Source organism: Mycolicibacterium sphagni, from assembly GCF_002250655.1.
GTDB lineage: Bacteria > Actinomycetota > Actinomycetes > Mycobacteriales > Mycobacteriaceae > Mycobacterium > Mycobacterium sphagni.
In genome coordinates, this window is sequence record NZ_NOZR01000007.1 from 1 (window position 1) to 20,649 (window position 20,649).

The 20,649-nt window shown below is 65.7% G+C and carries 18 protein-coding genes and 1 pseudogene; 13 read left to right on the top strand and 6 right to left on the bottom strand.

All coding sequences use genetic code 11. The features are described 5' to 3' along the window. Positions 1-95 precede the first annotated feature (95 nt). Together CG716_RS10025 and CG716_RS10030 are read left to right on the top strand one after the other, a co-directional pair. A complete protein-coding gene (locus tag CG716_RS10025) occupies positions 96-902 on the top strand; it encodes an enoyl-CoA hydratase-related protein (protein WP_094479019.1) in 807 nt (268 codons plus the stop codon). A gap of 14 nt (positions 903-916) precedes the next feature. Beyond that, complete coding sequence (locus CG716_RS10030) at positions 917-2,110, top strand: CaiB/BaiF CoA transferase family protein (RefSeq protein ID WP_094479021.1); 1,194 nt, start codon at positions 917-919, stop codon at positions 2,108-2,110. Between the two features lie 15 nt (positions 2,111-2,125). Here the strand turns inward: CG716_RS10030 and CG716_RS10035 are convergent, their stop codons facing one another. Further along, positions 2,126-3,403, bottom strand: a complete 1,278-nt coding sequence (locus tag CG716_RS10035; RefSeq protein ID WP_094479023.1) for an amidohydrolase — start codon at positions 3,401-3,403, stop codon at positions 2,126-2,128. Positions 3,404-3,590: 187 nt separating this feature from the next. Between CG716_RS10035 and CG716_RS10040 the strand changes: the two genes are divergently transcribed. After that, positions 3,591-4,271 carry a trimeric intracellular cation channel family protein gene (locus CG716_RS10040; protein ID WP_094479025.1) on the top strand — a complete coding sequence of 227 codons (681 nt, stop codon included), beginning with the start codon at positions 3,591-3,593 and terminating at the stop codon, positions 4,269-4,271. Between the two features lie 126 nt (positions 4,272-4,397). On the opposite strand, the gene CG716_RS10045 is transcribed toward CG716_RS10040, so the two are convergent. After that, the gene (locus CG716_RS10045; RefSeq protein WP_094479027.1) at positions 4,398-5,288 is read right to left on the bottom strand and encodes a helix-turn-helix transcriptional regulator; all 891 of its coding nucleotides are present in this window, start codon (positions 5,286-5,288) and stop codon (positions 4,398-4,400) included. A 101-nt stretch (positions 5,289-5,389) separates the two neighbouring features. On the opposite strand from CG716_RS10045, the gene CG716_RS10050 reads away from it, so the two are divergent. Together CG716_RS10050 and CG716_RS10055 are read left to right on the top strand one after the other, a co-directional pair. After that, positions 5,390-6,424 carry a zinc-binding dehydrogenase gene (locus CG716_RS10050; protein WP_094479029.1) on the top strand — a complete coding sequence of 345 codons (1,035 nt, stop codon included), beginning with the start codon at positions 5,390-5,392 and terminating at the stop codon, positions 6,422-6,424. A 17-nt stretch (positions 6,425-6,441) separates the two neighbouring features. Beyond that, complete coding sequence (locus tag CG716_RS10055) at positions 6,442-7,419, top strand: aldo/keto reductase (RefSeq protein ID WP_094479031.1); 978 nt, start codon at positions 6,442-6,444, stop codon at positions 7,417-7,419. Between the two features lie 29 nt (positions 7,420-7,448). Here CG716_RS10055 and CG716_RS10060 read toward each other — a convergent pair whose 3' ends face one another. Further along, a complete protein-coding gene (locus CG716_RS10060) occupies positions 7,449-8,657 on the bottom strand; it encodes a cytochrome P450 (protein ID WP_094479033.1) in 1,209 nt (402 codons plus the stop codon). Positions 8,658-8,898: 241 nt separating this feature from the next. Between CG716_RS10060 and CG716_RS10065 the strand changes: the two are divergent. Both CG716_RS10065 and CG716_RS10075 read left to right on the top strand, forming a co-directional pair. Further along, positions 8,899-9,032: pseudogene (locus CG716_RS10065) on the top strand (glycoside hydrolase); the annotation flags it as partial. Between the two features lie 475 nt (positions 9,033-9,507). Next, positions 9,508-10,257: an SDR family oxidoreductase gene (locus CG716_RS10075; protein WP_094479403.1), complete on the top strand. Its 750-nt coding sequence runs from the start codon at positions 9,508-9,510 to the stop codon at positions 10,255-10,257. A 74-nt stretch (positions 10,258-10,331) separates the two neighbouring features. Here CG716_RS10075 and CG716_RS10080 read toward each other — a convergent pair whose 3' ends face one another. Further along, positions 10,332-10,622 (bottom strand): WhiB family transcriptional regulator, encoded by a 291-nt coding sequence (locus CG716_RS10080; RefSeq protein ID WP_005140150.1) that lies wholly within the window; start codon positions 10,620-10,622, stop codon positions 10,332-10,334. Between the two features lie 367 nt (positions 10,623-10,989). On the opposite strand from CG716_RS10080, the gene CG716_RS10085 reads away from it, so the two are divergent. The 3 genes from CG716_RS10085 to CG716_RS10095 all read left to right on the top strand — a co-directional run bounded on the left by CG716_RS10085 (position 10,990) and on the right by CG716_RS10095 (position 13,783). Next, positions 10,990-11,805: a hypothetical protein gene (locus CG716_RS10085; protein WP_094479035.1), complete on the top strand. Its 816-nt coding sequence runs from the start codon at positions 10,990-10,992 to the stop codon at positions 11,803-11,805. Positions 11,806-11,892: 87 nt separating this feature from the next. After that, the gene (locus CG716_RS10090; RefSeq protein ID WP_207760630.1) at positions 11,893-12,471 is read left to right on the top strand and encodes a sigma-70 family RNA polymerase sigma factor; all 579 of its coding nucleotides are present in this window, start codon (positions 11,893-11,895) and stop codon (positions 12,469-12,471) included. Then, complete coding sequence (locus CG716_RS10095; RefSeq protein ID WP_165774094.1) at positions 12,464-13,783, top strand: anti-sigma-D factor RsdA; 1,320 nt, start codon at positions 12,464-12,466, stop codon at positions 13,781-13,783. Before CG716_RS10090 ends, CG716_RS10095 begins: the two co-directional genes overlap by 8 nt. Positions 13,784-13,795: 12 nt before the next feature. Here CG716_RS10095 and CG716_RS10100 read toward each other — a convergent pair whose 3' ends face one another. Beyond that, entirely contained in the window at positions 13,796-14,200 is a 405-nt protein-coding gene (locus CG716_RS10100) for a DUF5319 domain-containing protein (protein WP_036340680.1), read from the bottom strand. A 99-nt stretch (positions 14,201-14,299) separates the two neighbouring features. On the opposite strand from CG716_RS10100, the gene guaB reads away from it, so the two are divergent. Further along, positions 14,300-15,889, top strand: a complete 1,590-nt coding sequence (gene guaB, locus CG716_RS10105) for an IMP dehydrogenase (protein WP_272938272.1) — start codon at positions 14,300-14,302, stop codon at positions 15,887-15,889. A 50-nt stretch (positions 15,890-15,939) separates the two neighbouring features. After that, positions 15,940-17,067, top strand: a complete 1,128-nt coding sequence (locus CG716_RS10110; RefSeq protein WP_094479406.1) for a GuaB3 family IMP dehydrogenase-related protein — start codon at positions 15,940-15,942, stop codon at positions 17,065-17,067. On the opposite strand, the gene CG716_RS10115 is transcribed toward CG716_RS10110, so the two are convergent. Then, complete coding sequence (locus CG716_RS10115; protein WP_094479041.1) at positions 17,027-19,300, bottom strand: MMPL family transporter; 2,274 nt, start codon at positions 19,298-19,300, stop codon at positions 17,027-17,029. The two genes, CG716_RS10110 and CG716_RS10115, sit on opposite strands and share 41 nt — an antisense overlap. Positions 19,301-19,602: 302 nt before the next feature. On the opposite strand from CG716_RS10115, the gene fni reads away from it, so the two are divergent. Further along, positions 19,603-20,646: a type 2 isopentenyl-diphosphate Delta-isomerase gene (gene fni / locus CG716_RS10120; RefSeq protein WP_094479043.1), complete on the top strand. Its 1,044-nt coding sequence runs from the start codon at positions 19,603-19,605 to the stop codon at positions 20,644-20,646. The last annotated feature ends 3 nt before the right edge of the window (positions 20,647-20,649 follow it).

Genomic DNA, 20,649 nt, shown 5'->3' on the forward strand with positions numbered 1-20,649 from the left:
GACCCCGGCTGAGGCCTTCAACGACCAGTTACTCTTGCTCCAACAAGCCGGTGTTGCGACAACCGATTGAATCCGCCCTGATATAGAAAGTCGCTATGACTTCGGCTGAGCCGCACCTGAAATTCGAACGTGACGGAAACGTCGTCGTGCTCACGATGAACAATCCGCGGCGGCGAAATGCACTGACGCCCTCGATGATCGCGCTGATGGCACAGGCGTGGGATGAGATCGACGCGAACCCGGACATCCGCGCCGCGATCCTCACCGGGGAGGGTTCGTCGTACTGCGTCGGCGGCGACCTGGCCGACGGCTGGATGGTGCGGGGATCGTCCGGCGCAACGCCGCAACCGGAACGGAAATCTGCTGGCAGCGTCATCACCGACGGGCTGCTGCTGACGCGTTCGCTAGCCACGCCGCTGATTGCTGCCGTCAACGGAGCCTGCCTGGGCGGCGGCTGTGAAATGTTGCAACAGACCGATATTCGGATTGCCGAGGAGCATGCGGTGTTCGGCCTGCCGGAGGCGAGGTGGGGCCTGATCGCCGGTGCCGGGTCGACGGTTCGCCTGAAACGTCAGATTCCCTACACCAAGGCCATGGAGATGATCCTGACCGGCGAACCGCTGACTGCCGCGGAGGCCTATCACTTCGGACTGGTCGGGCACGTTGTTCCGAGCGGCGGCTCGCTGGAGAAGGCGCGCGAGATCGCGGCGAAGGTCAGCGCCAACGGGCCACTCGCCGTGCGCAATGCGAAGGCATCTATCGTCGCCAGCGGTTGGCTCGACGAGGACGCCGCCCGTCAGATCGAGCAGCGGTTCGTCGTGGAGGTGATGCGCTCGGCCGACGCAAAGGAGGGGCTGGCGGCCTTCAGCGAGAAGCGTGCGCCACGATATACCGGACGATGACCGGGAGGATTGGGATGGAACACGCTGGACCACTGAGCGGTATTCGCGTACTGGAGTTGTCGATCGCGCTCACCGGCCCCTACATCGGCGCCCTGTTCGCCGATCAGGGCGCCGACGTCGTAAAGGTCGAACGGCCCGACATTGGCGACATCATGCGGTGGATTGGCCCGAGCGTCAACGGGTTAAGCGCGGTCTTCCGGGTCTGCAACCGCGGCAAGCAATCCATTGCCGTGGACATCCGGACCGACGCCGGTCGGGAGATCGCACTCGAACTGGCCGCGCAGGCCGACGTCGTCATCCAGAACTTCCGCCCCGGCGTAGCCGAACGGCTCGGCGTCGGATACGAGAACGTCGTGGCGATCAACCCCGACGTCGTCTATCTGTCGCTGACCGGATTCGGCGAGGTCGGGCCCTACCGTGATCGCAGCGCCTATGACACCGTGATCCAGGCCTACGGTGGGCTCGCGTCGAGCCAGGCCGGATCCGGCGGCGAGCCGATCTTCCTGCAGCAGGTGGTCGCCGATAAAGTCACCGCGCTCTATGCCAGCCAGGCTGTCACCGCTGCACTGTTGGCGCGCGCGAACGGACGCGGCGGCCAGCACGTGCACGTCTCGATGGTCGACGCGGTGGTCTCGTTCCTGTGGGCGGATGCGACCGGCAACGAGGTGCTGCTCGATTCAGACGGCTCGCAGCCGTCGAGTTTCACCCAGGGCTTCAAGCCCTTCCGGTTCATCGATGGCTGGGGCGTGGTGACACCGATCTCGGACTCCGACTTCACCGGCATGTGTCGCGCGCTTGACGCGCCAGGGGCGGACGATCCGCTGCTGGCGACCGCTGACCTGCGCAATCAGCATCGGCCGTTGATGGGCCAGGTGATGAAGGCCTGTTATGCGGGCGCGGAGAAACTCACTGTAGAACAAGCGACGGCGCGTTTCGAGGCTGAGGACGTGCCGTTCGCCATGATCGTGCCGCCCAGCGAACTGCCCAACGACCCGCACGCCATCGAGATGGGGTTGTTCGTGGAGGCCGAGGACGCGGTCGTCGGCCGCACCCGCATCCCGAGGCACCCGGCGTTGTTCGATGCCACACCCGCTCAATTGGCTGGGCCTGCACCAGCATTGGGTGAACACACGACGCAGGTGCTGGGGCAGCTGGGCCGCTCAGATCAGGAAGACGAACTGCGGCAAGCGCGCATCGTCGCGGGGTGAACTGCGGGTGTGACCTCATGAGACACCGGAGTCTCCTAACCAGGCGAGTGCTGCGACCACCAGCGCTTGGGTTCCGGTGTCGAGGGTGGGTTGGATCACCGGGGCAAACCTCGGCGAGTGGTTGACCGGGATGTCTTCTGCCACCCGCCCGGCGTTCACTGCCTCTAGATACTGCTGTTCGTCGATTCCGCCTACGCCCCAATAGGTATAGGCGATACCCAGCGCGTTGGGGATATCACTGAAGTCCTCACTGGCTGCCGCTGCGGGCATTGTTTGGCTGCGTTCGCCGAAGTGTGCGGCGAACGCATCAGTGACCCGATCGGTGACCTCGTCATCGTTGACCGTGAGCGGAAAACGATCGTAGAGCTCGAATTCGGGCTCTCGCGGTGAGTTCGACGCTTGGCACTCGGCGATGACGACGCGTCGGATCGCATCAAGCATCGCGGTCCTGACAGATTCGTCATAGGTACGAATGTTCAACTCCAGCACGGCGTGGTCGCCGATGATGTTGCTTTTGGTGCCTGCTTGAATGCTCCCGATGGTCAGTACGGCCATATCGCTGGGTGCCACCTCCCGCGAGACGATTGTCTGCAACCGCACCACGATCATCGCTGCGAGCACGATGGGGTCGACGGCGACCTGCGGCATCGAGCCGTGGCCGCCGCGCCCGTAGACGGTGATTCGCATGCTGTCGGCGGCCGAAAGTACCGGTCCGCGATGGGTGGCCACATATCCGGCGGGCATCGGAAGCACATGCTGGGCGAGGGCGACGTCGACGGGCGGGATTGCCTGGGCAAGGCCGTCATCGACCATCCCCCGCGCTCCGCCACCGACCTCCTCGGCCGGTTGGAACAACGCAATGGCCGTGCCGCTCCAATGCTCGGTTGCGCCGGCCAGTAATGCTGCCGCGCCGAGTAAGCAGGTGACATGAACATCGTGGCCGCACGCATGCATGACCGGCACTTCGTTGCCAGCCGAGTCGGTAGCCGACTCGGTACTGGCGTAGGGGAGTCCCGTCGCCTCCCGGACGGGTAGTGCATCCATATCGGCGCGGATCAGCACCGACGGGCCACTGCCGTTCCGGATGACCCCGACCACGCCGGTGCCCCCGATTCCGTCGCGGACCTCGTATCCCCATTCGCGGAGCCGGTCAGCGGCAATCCCGGCGGTGCGATGTTCTTGATGGGACAGTTCCGGGTGCTGGTGGATATCGCGGTAGAGCGCCTCTTGCCAGGACCGGATCCCGGGCAGCCCACTCAAAACGGCGCTGAGGGGGTTCGACGTCGTAGTCATGTGGCCTCGCTTGCTCGTCCGACGAGGGTGGCCGGGGGAGATGCCGTTATTGTCGTCGTGCACCCCACGGTAACGGTGGAGTTCGGTTTCCGAACGTCGTTCCGATCATCGTCGAGCACATTGATGGCACGTCTTCGGCGATGATCGCGGCGCGATTGTGAGACCTCGGCCGTGGTAGGCATGGGATGTGATCGGGGAACCACCGCTATTGCTCGTGCTGGACTTGATCGGCACCTTCGTTTTCGGGCTCAACGGGGCGTTGACCGCGGTGCGTGCAGCGCGTCTCGACGTGGTCGGCGTCGTGACGTTGGGTATGACGACGGCACTGGGTGGGGGCATCATCCGTGATGTTCTGATCGGTTTCATCCCGCCGGCCACCTTTCGTGATTGGCGGTACTTCGCGCTTGCGTTCGCCGGCGCGCTGATTGCGTTTGCCCTCAGCAGGGGACTCGCCCGCCTGGAGATCCCGATCACGGTGTTCGATGCGATCGGCCTGAGCGTGTTTGCGGTCCTCGGCGCGAGTACCGCGATGCGTCACAGCCTCGGGATCGCGCCCTCAATCCTGCTCGGGGTAGTCACCGCGGTCGGAGGGGGGACACTTCGCGACGTCCTCATCCGCCAGATCCCCACGGTGCTGCGCAGCGAGCTGTACGCGATACCCGCTTTGGTAGCCGCCGCGATCACCGTCGCTGCCATCCACTTTCACGTCTACGGTGTGCCGGCCGCGCTGGGCGCCGTCGCAGCATGCTTCGTAATCCGCATGCTCGGCGTCCGTTTCGGCCTCAACCTTCCCGGGCCACCGGGCGTGGAACCGGATTTTGGAGGGGAAGATTCCCAGCCTCCGCAGGGGACTCGCGACAGTCAGTGAGGCGGGCGCACAGTCGGGTCGACCGCGCTACGTGGCGAGTGACTACCCGTCCGGGACCGCGCGGGATCAGCGGAAAACATTCCGCATCAATATCTTTGGCTCGATAGGGTGATGGCATATCGAGCGTCAACGTCTTGGCGCTGCCCGCTCCGAGGGGAGACCGTCTTGGCTGACCGCCCAGGAGGCCAGCAGTTTGAGCCCGTCGGCGGTCGGTGTGCCGGCTGCCGCGGTGTAGATGTTGAGTTGCAGGCCGGGCTCGGAGGGCACTTCCATCGCTTCGAAATCCAGATCCAGCTGTCCGACCACCGGGTGGCGCAGCCGCTTGCGGCCCGACCGATGGAAACGGACATCGTGCGACGCCCAACGTTGGCGGAACAGCTCACTGCGCGTTGACAGTTCGCCGACCAGGGCGATGAGCTCCTCGTCATGCGGGTTGCGGCCGGCTTCCATACGGAGCATCGCTGCGGCGTCGCGGACGATCTGGTCGTAATCGACAAAGAAGTCCCTGGCCCCGGGGTCGAGATAGACAAAGCGTGTGGTGTTGGCAGGTCGGCGAGGATCTGCCAGCACCGGGGCGTACAGCGCTCGAGCCAGCTGATTCATCGCAAGGATGTCGTGGCGTCCGTTGCGGATCCAGGCCGGCGCGTCGGTGATGGCGTCGAGAACCTGCTGTAGCACGGGGCGCACGGCCCCCACGGCTTTGGGCTTCGGTCGGCTGCCGGGCGGGCCGGACTCCCGGGCAAGTGCGAACAGGTGCTCGCGTTCGGCCTCATCCAGCTGCAGCGCCGAGGCCAGCGAATCGAGAACACTCTCCGAGGCGCCGGACAGGTTGCCCCGTTCCATGCGGACGTAATAATCGACCGAGACACCCGCGAGTAGTGCCACCTCCTCGCGCCGCAGGCCTTTGACCCGGCGGTTGCCGCCATAAGCTGGCAGCCCGGCCTGTTCAGGGCTGATGCGGGCGCGGCGCGAACTCAGGAACTCGCGGACTTCGTGGCGCATGTCGATCGTGCCCATCTCTTCACGGTAGATGTGCGCGTACCCGCCCGGGGGGTACTGCTGATACCCCGAACAGCCATCACTGTCCGGGTGACAGGTCGGCGTCCTACTGTCGAAGCATGCGAGCAACCGTGATGTACGAAGCCGGTGACGTGCGGGTCGAGAACGTGCCCGACCCCGTCCTGAAGAATCCGACCGACGCCATCGTGCGGGTCACCCGTGCCTGCATCTGCGGCAGCGACCTGTGGCCTTACCAGTCCATGCCGCACAAAGACGGTGGCCGCCGCATGGGCCACGAGTTCATTGGCATCGTCGAGGATGTCGGCGCCGATGTCGCCGGCCTGCAGCGCGGCGATCTGGTCGTGGCTCCCTTCGTCTGGGCGGACAACACGTGCGACTTCTGCCGGGAGGGCCTGCAGACCTCCTGTCGCCACGGCGGCGGGTGGGGTGCACGCGGCGTCGACGCGGGCCAAGGCGAGGCTGTACGGGTACCGCAGGCGCAGGGCACGCTGGTGAAGCTTCCCGTCGCGGAGGACTCGGCACTGATGCCGTCGCTGCTGACATTGTCCGACGTGTTCTGTACCGGTCATCACGGTGCGATGACTTCCCGCGTGCGGCCAGGAGTGTCGGTGACCGTCATCGGTGACGGAGCGGTGGGGCTGTGCGCGGTCCTGGCCGCCAAGCGGCTCGTCGCCGAACAGATCATCCTCAACGGCCGCCACACCGACCGAACCGATCTGGGCCGCGACTTCGGCGCCACGGACGTGGTGGCCGAACGCGGCGACGAAGCCGTAGAGCGGATCAGAGAACTCACCGCCGGCGACGGCACGCATGCGGTCATCGAATGCGTGGGCACCGAGCAGTCATTGGTCACCGCCATCGGTGCGGTCCGCGCCGGGGGCGTTGTCAGCCGACTCGGTGTCGCTCAATACCGTGAGGCTCCACTGGGATTCGACGTAATGATGCGTAACGTCACCATCACCGGCGGAGCTGCGCCCGCCCGGGCCTACATCGAGGAACTCATGCCTGACATCCTCGAGGGCACCATCGAACCGGGCCGGGTTTTCGACCGCGTGATCGGCCTTGACCAGACACCAGACGGCTATCGCGCCATGGCCGACCGCAAAGCACTGAAAGTCCTTATCCAACCTTAGATTTAGGAGTACCTCGCATGAAGCATGTTCACCTTCGCGACCTTGACGTATCTCGCATCGGCTTGGGCGCCATGGGTATGTCGTTCGCGTTCACCGGCGCCGGAAGTGACGACGCGGAATCGATCCGCACGATTCACCGGGCTCTCGACCTCGGTGTGACGTTCATCGACACCGCCGAAATCTATGGTCCGTACATCAACGAAGAGCTCGTCGGACGTGCGCTCAAAGACCGGCGCGACGACGTCGTGCTGGCAACCAAGTTCGGCATGATCTCTCACGCCGGGGGAGGCCAGGGCCACCTGGACAGCAGCCCGGCCAACATCCGCACCGCCGTCGAAGGCTCCTTGACACGACTCGGTACCGACCGCATCGACCTCTATTACCAGCATCGGGTCGATCCGGAAACACCGATCGAAGACACCATCGGCGCTCTGGCCGATCTGGTGTCTGAGGGCAAGATTCGGCACATCGGGCTCTCCGAAGCCGGCACCGCAACGATCAGGCGCGCCAACGCTGTCCATCCCATCACCGCGCTGCAGTCGGAGTACTCGCTGTGGACTCGTGATCCCGAACCCGAGACGCTGCCGCTGCTGCGCGAACTCGGTATCGGGTTCGTGCCGTACTCGCCGCTGGGCAAGGGCTTCCTGACCGGCGCGATCCGTTCGACCGACCAGTTCGACAAGAGCGACTTCCGGGCCAGCAATCCGCGCTTCACCGGAGAGAACTTCCGGCGCAACCTGGCCATCGCGGATGAGGTGGCCGCGATCGCCGGCGAGGTGGGTGCCACACCGGCGCAGGTCGCCATCGCGTGGCTGCTCACCAAGGGCGACGACATCGCGCCCATCCCGGGGACCAAACGCGTCTCCCGGCTGGAGGAGAACGTGGGCGCCGACAGCGTCGTGCTCACCGCCGACCAGATCGCGAAGCTCGACAACCTCACGCCGGCTTCGGGTGAGCACCACAACGAAGCGCAGATGCAGATGATCGGCCGCTGATCAGTCGTCGGGCGCTCGCCGAACAGTGCTCACCAGGTGACGGGTAGTTCCTCGATGTTGTAGATCTCCTTGTTTCCCGCAAAGCGCAGTTGGTCCGGGTCAACTGCCAGGGCGAGCCCCGGCAGCCGCCGCGCCAACGTCGAGAATGCCACCTGCATTTCGACCCGGGCCAGGTTCTGTCCGATGCATTGGTGCACGCCATAGCCGAAGCCCAAGTGGCCGCGTGGATTTCGGGTCGCGTCAAATCTCTCGGGTTGTTCGACGAACTCCGGGTCCCAATTCCCGGCCGGGAGGTTCATCAACAGGAAGTCGCCTTCGCGCACCAGCTGACCGCCCACGTAGACGTCCTGGGTCGCGACTCGGTCCACCTGACTGTGCACGATGGTCAGGTAGCGCATCAGTTCTTCGACGATGTCGCCGCTGACGGCGGTGTCGTCGGTCTTGCCGAGCAGTGTGAACGTGTCCGGGTTCTCCAGGAGCGCAATGGTTCCCAGCGCGATCATGCTGGCCGTTGTCTCGTGCCCGGCCTGCAACAGGATCATGGCGTTCATCGCCGCTGTCTCGCGGCTCAGTTGGCCCGGCGCGACGTAATCGGTAAGGAGCCGCGTGATGAGATCGTCGCCCGGTTCGCGCTCTTTACGTTCGACGAGTTGGACCATGTACCCGAACATCGCCCCGATCGCCGCTGCCTTCTCGTCTTCGGACGACCGGGAGTCGAGCCCGACAGTGCTGTGGTGCTGGAAGAATTCGGCATCGCTGTACGGCACGCCCAGGAGCAGCGAGATCACCGACGACGGCACCGGCAGAGCGAAGTCCCTGACGAGGTCCGCAGGGGGCCCGTTCTCGATCATCGTGTCGAGGAAGCGGTCCACCAACTCTTTGATCTGGGGCCGCATCGCTTCTGCGCGCCGGAAGGTGAAATCCCGAGTCATCATGCGGCGCAGACGATTATGTTCGGGGTCGTCGATTCGCGCGAAGATCACCGGCAGCTCGCCGGTGGCGCCCGCCGCCCGCAAGCGTGGGTTGATCGTGTCGGCACTGAGGCGCGGGTCGACCAGTGATGACCGGATGTCTTCGTAGCGACTGACGATCCAGGTCGGCCGCCCTTGCCAGAGTGCTTGCCGCAGGCCGGATTCCCGCCACTCGCTGAATTCCGGGGGAGGTGCCAGAGGGCAAACCGCCGAGCGCGGCCGGGGAATGACGGGAAGCTGCGATTCGCCTTCGACGATGGCGGTCATGGTCTTACTGCAACCCTTCGTCGTAACTCGCGCGGAGCTCAGGCCGTGACGAAATCGGGCCTTCACGGGCACGAGCTTATCTTGCCGATGGGAACAAATGTTAGGTATGCGCGGAAGCAATTCAGTTCTGATGAGGCCGAATGGATCAACGGACAAACCTGATACATCGGCGGGGCATCCGATATGCGTCAGTAAGCGGGCGCGGGAAGTTTGCCACATCGTGTCGCCGACCGCCGTACGAGTGCTGCTCGTGATCTGGCGGCAGGTTTCTACCCGGGTATCGGCGCACCGAGTTGGACCGCCGACTACGACAACGAGACCGCGAACCACTACGACCACGTGCACATCGCCACCGACGGCGGTGAATACCCGACCGTCGTCGCCGCACCGGCCGATTTGTTGAGGGACCACGACGTCGCGGTTCGCATGCGCGACGGTGTCACGTCGCGCGTCAACGTCTATCGGCCGCCGGGTGACGGCCAGTTTCCGGTGATTCTGTCGGCGCACCCCTACGGCAAGGACGCGCTGCCGCGGCGCACCCGTCGGGGATGGCGCTTGAGTTTCCAGTTGCGGATCATTACTCAGCCTGCGATATCGAGCTCAGCGCCTCGTCGACGCTGTTTCGCGCAGGCGACGAACTGCGGCTTCTCATCGCGGGGCGCTACCTCGAACCGTTCGACCCGTTGTTCGGGCGCCTGCCTGACCGGTATGTGCCGAGCCGGATTGGCCGAGCGGTCGTGCATTGGGGACCGGGAGCATCGACTCTGAAGATCCCGGTCATTCCGGATGAGAACACCCGCGCGTCGGTGTTGGCTCAGTCAGACAGTCACGACGCCCCTTGGAGGTCCCCATGCGAATCGCGATAGCCGGCGCGACCGGCAACATCGGTGCCCGTACTGCTGCCGCACTTGGGGATGAGGGCCATGACGTAGTACCGATCAGCCGCTCGTTAGGCGTCGACCTCCTCACCGGCGAGGGATTGGACGCGGCGCTGCACGGCGTCGACGCGGTGATCGACGCGATCAGCTCACCACCTGTAGGCCCCGACGAGACCCGTGAGTATTTCGCAACAACGACGACAAACCTCCTCGACAGTGAACAACGCGCCGGCGTCAACCACCACGTGCTGCTCTCGATCGTCGGAATCCATCGCATCCACGGCGGTACCGCCCACTATGTGGGCAAGCGGGAGCAGGAACGCCTGGTGGAGGCGGGGCCGGTGCCGTGGACCATCGTGCCGGCCACCCAGTTCCACGACTTCGCGGCGATGGCGGCCAGCTGGACCGAACAGGACGGCGTCGCGCTCATCGCCCCGCTGCTTGTGCAACCGATCGCGCCTGACGATATCGCCCACGTGCTGGCCGAGGTCGCCCTTGGCGCGCCGCGGGGTCGTTACGTCGACGTGGCCGGCCCAGAGACCCAGGACCTGGTCGATATGGCCCGGCGCACCCATGTGGTTCTGCACCGCTCGGTAACGCTGATTCCGACGTGGTCGGGCCCGCTGGGGCAGGAGTTGGCCGGCAACGTCCTGCTTCCCAGCGACGGCGCCCGAATCGCGCCGACGACGTTCGAACAATGGCTGGCGGCCGGGGCCAAGTGAGGCAATCGGAGTCTGACGAGACAAGGAGGCCCACCCCGGCGATGGGATGGGCCTTCTCGCTTGTTTGCTGAAAATCAGGCGGTGCGGCGAATTCCGCGCTTGAGCAACAACTCGCGCTCCGATTCGCTCAGTCCGCCCCAGATGCCGTAGGGCTCGCCAACCGCCAAAGCATGCGAGCGGCATTGAGCGATCACTGGGCAACTCCGGCACATTTCCTTGGCGCGCATCTCACGCTGGGCGCGGGCGCGGCCACGCTCTCCATCGGGATGGAAGAACATCGAAGAATCGACACCTCGGCAAAGGCCTTGCATCTGCCAATCCCAGATGTCGGCGTTCGGGCCGGGTAGCTGCTGCGGCTGTGGCATTGGAAAACCCCTCTCTCCGCACATCTTTCGCGTGCGTGAGCTGTGGAACCGATCCGAGCACTGTCGCCGATGACTACTCGTGCTCACAAAATTAGGGGCGGCGTGTAAAGGGAGTCAATACCCACACAATGTGCGCAATCACATAAGCGCAGCTCGAGAATTTACATCACGTTCATCATTGCGACCCATCGTCACCGGCTGAGGTGCTATCGGAAGAGCCTGGACCGTGATGCTTTCGTGATTTGCGCAGGCAGCTCCACTTCCGATTTCCTAGCGCTCAATAGGTAGTTGACACTGCCGTAACACTGCGACCACAAACTGTTAACTGACATCCGCGCCACCCGCGGTTGATAACGTGCCGGATCAGATGAACTCCACCGCACTTGCCGAGGCCGCGTTCGGCGATACTCCGGGCTGCTGGCCGCTGCCCGCCGCGAACACGCCCGCGCAATTATGGTGCAGGGCCGTCGCCGCTGCAGGCCTTGGCCACTACAGCTGCGCCCGCGCCGACCTCGCCGTCTTGCGTCGCCGGCAACCTGCCGCTGCCCTGGCGTCTCTGTCGCTGAGCACCGAGGCGTCGTTGCTTCGCCAGCTCGGCGGTCATCGGCTGGCCGCCGGGTGGGATGGCCGCGCCCTTGCTCTCGCGCGGTCCGCCGGCGACGGCCCACTGGCGCTCGAAGCCGGCGTCGACGCCGTCGTCGGGTTGGCGGCCGACGCGCTTGGGGTGGGCCGGCTCGCGGCGTCGGCCCGATTGCTCGAACGCGCCGAGGAGATGATGGACGGCGCCGAGGGGATGCCGCCGCGATTGGCCATCCGGCTGGCGTGGGTCAGTGCCGAACTCGCGATGGCTTCCGGCCGCGGCGACGACGCGGTCGCCCATGCGCGCCGCGGGGTGGATTTTGCCGAGGAGGCGCTGCCCGCGCTGCGGCGCCACCGAGTCAAAAGTGAAGTGGTGCTCGCCGCCGCGCTGTGTTGCGCGGGATCGATAGACCTGTCCCGGGGAGTCGCCGATGCCGCGCTGACCGACACCGAGGCCTACGGTCTGCTGCCACTGCGATGGGCGCTGGCGTGTCTGCTGGCCGATATCAATAGTGCAACACTTACGTCACAGCAGGTCTCGGCGATCCGAGACGATTGTGCTGCGGTTATCACGCGGCGCGGCGGGCGGTGGAGCCACCGCTAACGCCCGATCGGCATGGTGGGCCGATATTGTCTAGCTCAGTGGCTGCCGGGTAGCACCCCGTTCGTAACGTTGGAGATATCGCCGTCGATGACAATTCCAGGAGATCGTCTCGACGCGGCCGTTGCTGAAGCTGTGGCCGGCAGTCGCGATGCCCTCCGGGAAGTTGTGGAGACCATCCGCCCCATTGTGGTCCGTTATATCCGGGCTCGCCTCGGGTCCACGGAGCGGGTTGGCCTCTCTGCCGACGACGTCGCACAGGAGGTTTGCTTGGCCGCCATCCAGGCGCTGCCGCGATATCAGGATCAGGGTCGCCCCTTCCTGGCCTTCGTGTACGGCATCGCTGCCCATAAGGTCGCCGACGCACACCGCGCCGCCGGCCGTAACCGTTCCGACCCCACTGATGTGGTGCCGGAGCGGTACTCGCTGGAGGCGGGCCCCGAGCAGATGGCGCTGCAGTCTGATTCTGCAGCCCGAATGAACAAGTTGTTGCAGGTCCTGCCCGAAAAACAGCGCGAAATCCTGATCTTGCGGATCGTCGTCGGGCTGTCCGCCGAAGAGACCGCCGATGCCGTCGGCAGTACTCCCGGGGCGGTGCGCGTCGCCCAGCATCGCGCGCTGGCCAAACTCAAGACCGAGATCACCGCGGCAGGTCACGGCTATGCCTGACCTCGGACGCAACTCTCGCAACGACGAACCGTCGCTCGACGCCATCATCGCCAGCGATCGCTTCATCGACGCCTTGGCCAACGGCCATCAGGCAGCCCCGCAGGACCAGGCCGACGCCGTGCTCGCCGAATTGCTCGGCGAATGGCGCGACGAGATGCGCTGGCCCCCGGCAACCGGACTGATCACCGAGCGTGAAGCCATCACTGCCCTGCGCACCGGCGTCGCCGAGAAACACAGCAGCGGGCGCAGTCGGCGCGGCCTGAGCATCGTCGGCGCGGCGGCCGCGGGTGTCCTTCTCCTCGGCGGCTTCGGCGCGGTGGTCGCCGGTGCCGGACCTGGCGACGCCCTCTACGGACTGCGCACGATGCTGTTCGGGGCGCCCAAACAGGTCCGCGACGACCAGGTCACCCTGGCTGCCAAGACCGAACTCGCCCAGGTTCAGCAGCTCATTTCCCAGGGCGACTGGCAGGGGGCGCAGGACAAGCTGGTCGCGGTCAGCACCCAGGTGGCAAGCGTGGGGGACGAGTCGCAGAAGCAGCAGCTGCTCGACCAGTGGAACCAGCTGTCGGCCAAGGTCGTTCAGAAGGACCCCGACGCCACGGTGCCGCCCGGTATCACCTATACGGTGCCGGCGTCGGCCACCGAACTCGTGCCGGCGGTGGTCACCCCGACCAACGCACCCGAGGTACCGCCCAGCATCGCTTGCCGATCCGCCGGTTGCGAGCCGTCGATCACGTTCTCGACGGGCCCCGACGGAACCGGCACGTTCCTTTCACCGCCGCCGCAGGCTCCGACGACGCAGGTGGAGCAGACCGGGTCGACGAGCGCCACGACCGTCGACCCGACGACCACCGTCGAGCAGACCACCACGGCGCTTCCGACCACGACGTCCGCCGTGCCGACGACCACCACGACGACGGTGTTGCCCACGACGACCACGACGGTGGTTCCGACGACGACCACGACGACGGTGTTGCCGACGACCACCACCACGACCACAGTGGGCGGAGGTGGCACCACGAGCCAGTCCGCGGCGGTCCAGTCGCCGGCTGCGGCGGCGACGTCCAGCCCGTCGGCGGCGGCCGCTGAATCTCCGTCCGCGGCCGCGACCACGTCGACTGCGCCGCAACAACAGGCGACATCCTCGGCGCCGTCGGTGATCGAGCCGACCACCGTCGCGTCGATACCGTCGACGGCGCTCCAGACAGCGGTTCAGACGCCCAGGACCCGGGTGCCGAGTGTGATGACCACCACGCTGGTGCCGATGCCGGGACTACCGATATTCGGCGGCGGGCACAGCGGCGGGAACTAAGCGACTACGCGCTCAGCGAAAACCGTCGTAGTCCGAGGTTGCTTCGTTCAGCGAGGCATCGGCATAGCCACGGCAGTAGTCCCACGTGACGTAAGCGTCGGGCTCGGGGTCGTAGGCGGGTTCGTGTGGACGCACCGTGCCGTCGACCAAAAGTTGAAGAAGGTTGGCGCGCAACATATCCCAGTCGTGGTAATGGTCCTGTTGGCACTCGTCACAGCACACCACGAGTCCGCGGATGCCCCGGTGGGCCAACAGTGCCTCGTACACCGCCAAGTCGGCCAGGTCGGCCTCGACTGCGGCACGCTCCTGCGGATCCAGGGGTTGTCCTGGCTCGAGTGCATCCAACGCGGCCGACGGATCGGCGGGGTCGTCGGCGAACGGATCGGGTGGCAGGCCTGGTGGGAGGTGGTCTCGCACGAGTCCACACTACGCAGCGCCCCGGGTATCGCGCCAGGGAACGCATCGGCGAGCCGATAGGATGGTGTCCACATTCCGCCAGCTGATGGGGGCCCACCGATGACCATTGCCGAAGGCCGCGCCGGCCGCATCGACGGCCTGACCGCGCACCTGAATGGCCTGCTGGGGGATTCGGTTCCCACCGGCGGCGACGACCCCAACAAGATCGCGATGTTGGGGCTGACATTCGACGACGTACTGCTGCTGCCCGCGGCCTCCGACGTGGTGCCCGCGACCGCTGACACGTCCAGCCAGCTGACCAAGAAGATCAGGCTCAAAGTGCCACTGGTCAGCTCCGCGATGGACACCGTCACCGAGGCCAGGATGGCCATCGCGATGGCACGCCAGGGTGGAATGGGCGTGCTGCACCGCAACCTGTCGATCGCTGAGCAGGCCGGCCAAGTGGAGATGGTCAAGCGATCCGAGGCCGGCATGGTCACCGACCCGGTGACGTGTTCGCCGGAGAACACGCTGGCCGAGGTCGACGCGATGTGCGCCCGGTTCCGTATCTCGGGGCTGCCGGTGGTCGACGCGCAGGGCTCGCTGGTCGGCATCATCACCAACCGCGACATGCGGTTCGAAGTCGACATGAACAAGCCGGTTGCCGAGGTGATGACCAAGTCGCCGCTGATCACCGCCCAAGAGGGCGTGACGGCCGACGCCGCGCTGGGTCTGTTGCGACGCAACAAGATCGAGAAGCTGCCTATTGTCGACGGGCACGGTCGGCTGACTGGTCTGATCACCGTGAAGGACTTCGTCAAAACTGAGCAGCACCCGCTGGCCACCAAGGACAGCGACGGCCGACTGCTGGTCGGCGCGGCCGTGGGCGTCGGCGACGACGCGTGGGACCGCGCCATGGCCCTGGTCGACGCCGGCGTGGACGTGCTGATCGTCGATACCGCGCACGCCCACAACCGCCGGGTGCTCGACACGGTCGGCAAGCTCAAGGCCGAGGTGGGGCACCGGGTCGAGGTCGTCGGCGGCAACGTCGCCACCCGCAGCGCGGCCGCCGCCCTGGTCGAGGCCGGCGCGGACGCGGTCAAGGTCGGCGTGGGACCCGGATCGATCTGCACCACCCGTGTGGTGGCCGGGGTGGGCGCACCACAAATCACGGCGATTCTGGAAGCCACCGCGGTGTGCGCGCCGGCCGGTGTGCCGGTGATCGCCGACGGCGGGCTGCAGTACTCCGGCGACATCGCCAAGGCATTGGCGGCCGGCGCGTCGACCGCGATGCTCGGCTCGCTGCTGGCCGGCACCGCCGAGGCACCTGGCGACCTGATATTCGTCAACGGCAAGCAGTTCAAGAGCTACCGGGGCATGGGCTCGCTGGGCGCCATGCAGGGCCGTGGCGCGGCTGGATCTACGGGGCGTAGCTACTCCAAAGACCGGTACTTCCAGGACGACGTGCTGTCGGAGGACAAGCTGGTGCCCGAGGGCATCGAGGGCCGGGTACCGTTCCGCGGGCCGCTGTCGACGGTCATCCACCAGCTCACCGGCGGTCTGCGCGCCGCGATGGGATACACCGGCGCGGCCACCATCGAGACACTGCAACACGCGCAGTTCGTGCGGATCACCGCGTCGGGGCTCAAGGAGAGCCACCCGCACGACATCACCATGACTGTCGAAGCCCCCAACTACTACGCCCGCTAGGGACCCGATGAGCGCTTGCGCGAACAGGAGACAGCACCGCCGTGCGCGACATGGTTGAAATCGGCATGGGCAGAACCGCCCGCCGTACATACGAACTCAGCGATATCAACATCGTCCCGTCCCGGCGGACCCGCTCGTCCCAGGACGTCTCGACGGCGTGGCAGCTGGACGCCTATCGCTTCGAGATCCCCGTCGTCGCGCATCCGACCGACGCGCTGGTGTCACCGGAGTTCGCCATCGAACTGGGCCGCCTCGGCGGACTGGGCGTGCTCAACGGTGAGGGCCTGATCGGCCGGCACGCCGATGTGCAGGCCAAGATCACCGAGGTCATCGAGGCCGCCGACAAGGAGCCCGAACCGACGGCCGCGATCCGACTGCTGCAACAGCTGCACGCCGCGCCGCTGGACCCCGAGCTGCTGGGCGCGGCGGTCGCCCGCATCCGCGACGCAGGCGTCACCACAGCGGTGCGGGTGAGCCCGCAGAACGCTCAGGCGCTGACACCGGCACTGGTCGCGGCGGGTATCGACCTGCTGGTCATCCAGGGCACGATCATCTCGGCCGAGCGGGTGGACTCCCACGGGGAGCCGCTGAACCTGAAGACGTTCATCTCCGAGCTCGATGTGCCGGTGGTGGCCGGCGGGGTGCTGGATCACCGCACCGCGCTGCACCTGATGCGCACCGGCGCGGCCGGCGTGATCGTCGGTTACGGCTCCACACTCGGGGTGACCACCAGCGACGAGGTGCTGGGCATTAGCGTGCCGATGGCCACGGCGATCGCCGACGCGGCCGCGGCGCGGCGCGAATACCTCGACGAGACCGGCGGCCGCTACGTGCACGTGCTCGCCGACGGTGACATCCACAGCTCCGGTGACCTCGCCAAGGCCATCGCGTGCGGTGCCGACGCGGTGGTGCTGGGCACTCCGCTGGCCGAGTCCGCTGAGGCGCTCGGTGACGGCTGGTTCTGGCCGGTGGCCGCCGCGCACCCGTCGCTGCCGCGCGGGGCGCTGCTGCAGATCGCCGCGGGGGAGCGGCCGTCGCTGGACCGGGTGCTCAACGGGCCTTCTGATGACCCGTTCGGCTCACTCAACCTGGTCGGCGGCCTACGCCGCTCGATGGCCAAGGCCGGATACTGCGACCTCAAGGAATTCCAGAAGGTCGGCCTGACTGTCGGCCGCTGAGCTGACATCTCTGGGCGCGATGGGCGCCACGGCCGGAGGAGATGGTGCGGTTGTGCCAGCGCGCCAACGGCGCGGGCGCCCACCAGTTCAGCCGGCCGAGTACGTGCATCAATGCGGGCAGCAGAAGCATGCGTACCACCGTCGCGTCGGCCAGGACGGCGATCGTCAGTCCGACGGCGAACATGCGCATGAACGACACGCCTGCGAACATCAGTGCGGAAAAAGAGATCGTCATGAGTAACGCGGCGGCCGTGACGACGCGCCCGGTGCGCTCGATGCCGAGCGCGATGCTCTCGTCGTTGTCCGAACTTGTTCGGGGAGAGGCGAGCCAGTACTCGCGGATACGCGAGAGCAGGAAGACTTCGTAGTCCATCGACAATCCGAATGCGACGCAGAACATGAGCACCGGTATGTTGACGACGAGCGTGCCTGTCGGCGTCGTGCCGGCCGCCCAGAGATGACCTTCCTGAAATATCCACACGAGCGCGCCGAATGCGGCGGTCAGCGAAAGCATATTGAGCAACACCGCTTTGATCGGAAGCACGACGCTTCCGGTGAGCAGGAAGAGCAACGTCAACATGACGACGGCGATGAATCCGAGTACGACCGGAAGGCGCGACGTAATTCCCTGCACGGAATCGCGGTTCGTCTGCGCCGTCCCGGTGAATTGCGCGGAGGCGTGGCTCGGCAGTGCCACCGCATGCAATCGGTCCAACTGATTTTCCGACGCCTGCGTGTACAGGGGTGCCGTGCTCTCGACGGTCAGGAAGGCGCTGGTGCCGTTCCTGCCTGCCGGAGCCGAGGGTGGCCCCGTGCGCTGACCGGCGACAAACGTGCCGCTCGGCGCCGACACGGCGGTCACGTCGGGTACCCGTGACAAATCGGCGGCGTAGTTGTCCAGTTCCTTATCGGTCAGCGCGGTGGCTTCGGGCAACACGATCTTCACCGCGTTGTTGGAGTTCAATGCGAAATCGGTTCGGATTCGGTCGTTGACTGCGCGCGCCGACGATGTGGGCGGTAACACTCGATCGTCCGGATACCCCCAGCTGACACGGAGGAACGGTGTGCCGAGTACCAGCAGTGCCACAGTGGCAATGAAGCCGATGGGAATCGCATGGCGCATAACGAATTTCGCCATTCGATACCAACCCGTGTGACCCGTGGCCGGAGTTGGCGGTTCGGCACGGCCGCGGAGTCGCCGCAGGAGCCGCCTGATGTTCAGCGCGTCGAGTCGATCGCCGGCCAGCACGATCACGGCCGGGGTTACGACCACCGCCGCGAGGGCGGCGAACGTCACCACGGCCACGCCGGCGTACGCGAAGGACTTAAGGAAATACATCGGAAAGATCGCCAGCCCCACCATCGCCAGCGCCACAGTCATCGCCGAGAACAGAACGGTCCGGCCAGCTGTGGTCATAGCGCGCACCAGGGCTTGCTCGCGGGAGCCGCCGTCGGACAATTCGTCTCGGTATCTGCTGATGATCAGCAGGGTGTAGTCGATGGCCAAGGCCAACCCCAAGGCTGCCGCGACATTGAGTGCGAAGATCGACACATCGGTGAACGACGCGATCGCGCGCAGTGCCGCAAGTGAGCCCAGGATTGCAAATCCGCCGACAGCCACTGGCAGTGCGGCGGCGAGGAGTCCGCCGAAGACCCAGACCAGCGCGATGAAGCTCAGCGGTATCGCGATGGATTCCATTCGGATCAAGTCTTTTTCGGTCTGTCGGCTGATGGCCGAGTACACGATTGCGGACCCGCCGGCGTGAACCTCCACCCCACCAGCACTTGTCGGCAGCCGATCAGCCAGTGTTTGTGCCCGTTTCGGGGCGGTGTCCTCATCGCCTTGGATCGCGGCGATGATCATTGCCGACTTGCCGTCGCGTGTGAGTGTTCCCGGTGCCGGTTGGCCGTTCCATGGGGAGATGACCTGCGACACGAACGGTGAAGCGGCCAGTTCTCGGGTGATATCTGCACCGACGGCACGCGCGGTGTCGACGACTGCGCCGCTGTGCGAATCGACCACCACAACCAGCTCCATGTCGCCCTGGCGAAAGGTGTTGGCGAGCATCAGCGAGGCGCGTGCGGATTCGGAATCGGGATCGAGGAATCCTCCGTTGGACAGGCTTGAGGCTGCCGGAATTGCGTAGATTGCGGCGCCGATCAGCAGGAGTAGGGCGCCCGCGACGATCCGCCTCGGCGCCGTGATGGCCAACCTTGCCATTCCGGCGAGCATCTACCGTCCTCTCGGCTGGTGATTCCGGCCGGCGCGAGATTGGGAGATGCTTAAGAATGTGAAAAGTTCACAGATTTAATAATCCCTCGGGCCGGAGCATGGCCAATCCGACTGGCGGCCAGTCCCTTACCGAAGATATATTCATTTGCTTAACTATTCAATACATGAATGAACTGGTCGTCTGAGGGTACGCTGAAACCGATCCCGGGGCTGTTTAGGCCTTCGCGGACCGGTGTCAGCGTCCTTGGGCTCCAGGGTTTCGGCTGACGCCAACATCGATCGGCACACAGTGAGGCGAGGTGATGGGTGACATGGTGTTGCTCGAACGTCGCAAACGTCGGCATATCGAGGTGTGCCTCGATGGCGACGTCGGCTATCACGGAGTGACAACGGGTCTGGAACGCTACCGGCTGCCCTACAACGCGCTCACCCAGACACGTCTGGACGACGTCGGCCTGGGCACTGAATTCCTCGGTGTGCGATTGCGTGCGCCGGTGCTGGTGGGCGCCATGACCGGCGGCGCGGAACTTTCGGGACTCATAAACCGCAATCTGGCGATCGCCGCCCAGCAGCTGGGGATCGGGATGATGCTCGGGTCGCAGCGAGTGATGTTCAACAACGCGCTGGGCGAGGCCGCTGCGGCGAGCTTCACCGTGCGCGATGTGGCACCGGATGTGCTGCTGGTCGGCAACATCGGCCTCGCGCAGCTGACCAGCGAGGCCGTACCTGACATCGCCGCCGCACTCGACAGAGTCGGAGCCAACGCCCTTGCGGTACATACGAATCCACTACAGGAGGCGATGCAGGCCAATGGCGACACCGACTGCGCCGGCTCGCTCGAGCGATTGCATGAGGTGGTACCCATGCTGGACTACCCGGTGCTTCTCAAGGAAGTGGGCCACGGTATCGGCAGGAGCGCTGTCGCGGAGTTGCTGCGACTGACCGGTGAGTCACCGGTGGCGGCGATCGATGTCGCGGGCGCGGGCGGCACATCGTGGTCGCGTGTCGAGCAATTCGTGCACTACGGCGAATTGCGTTATCCGGATCTGGCCGATTGGGGCATACCCACCGCCCAAGCGCTTTTGGAGGTACGTGCAGCCCTACCGCGCATTCCCCTCGTGGCCTCTGGGGGAATCCGAACCGGTTCCGACGCGGCCAAAGCGCTGGCATTGGGTGCCGACGTGGTAGCCGTCGCCCGCCCGCTCTTGTCCGCCGCCATCGAGTCGGCTGCCGCAGTGGTGGAGTGGCTCCAGAGGTTTATCGATGAGCTGCGTGTGTGTCTGCACGGCTGCGGCGCAACCGATCTGCTCGCGCTACGCGGCCTCGGCGCGGTACCTGTCGGCTAGGCG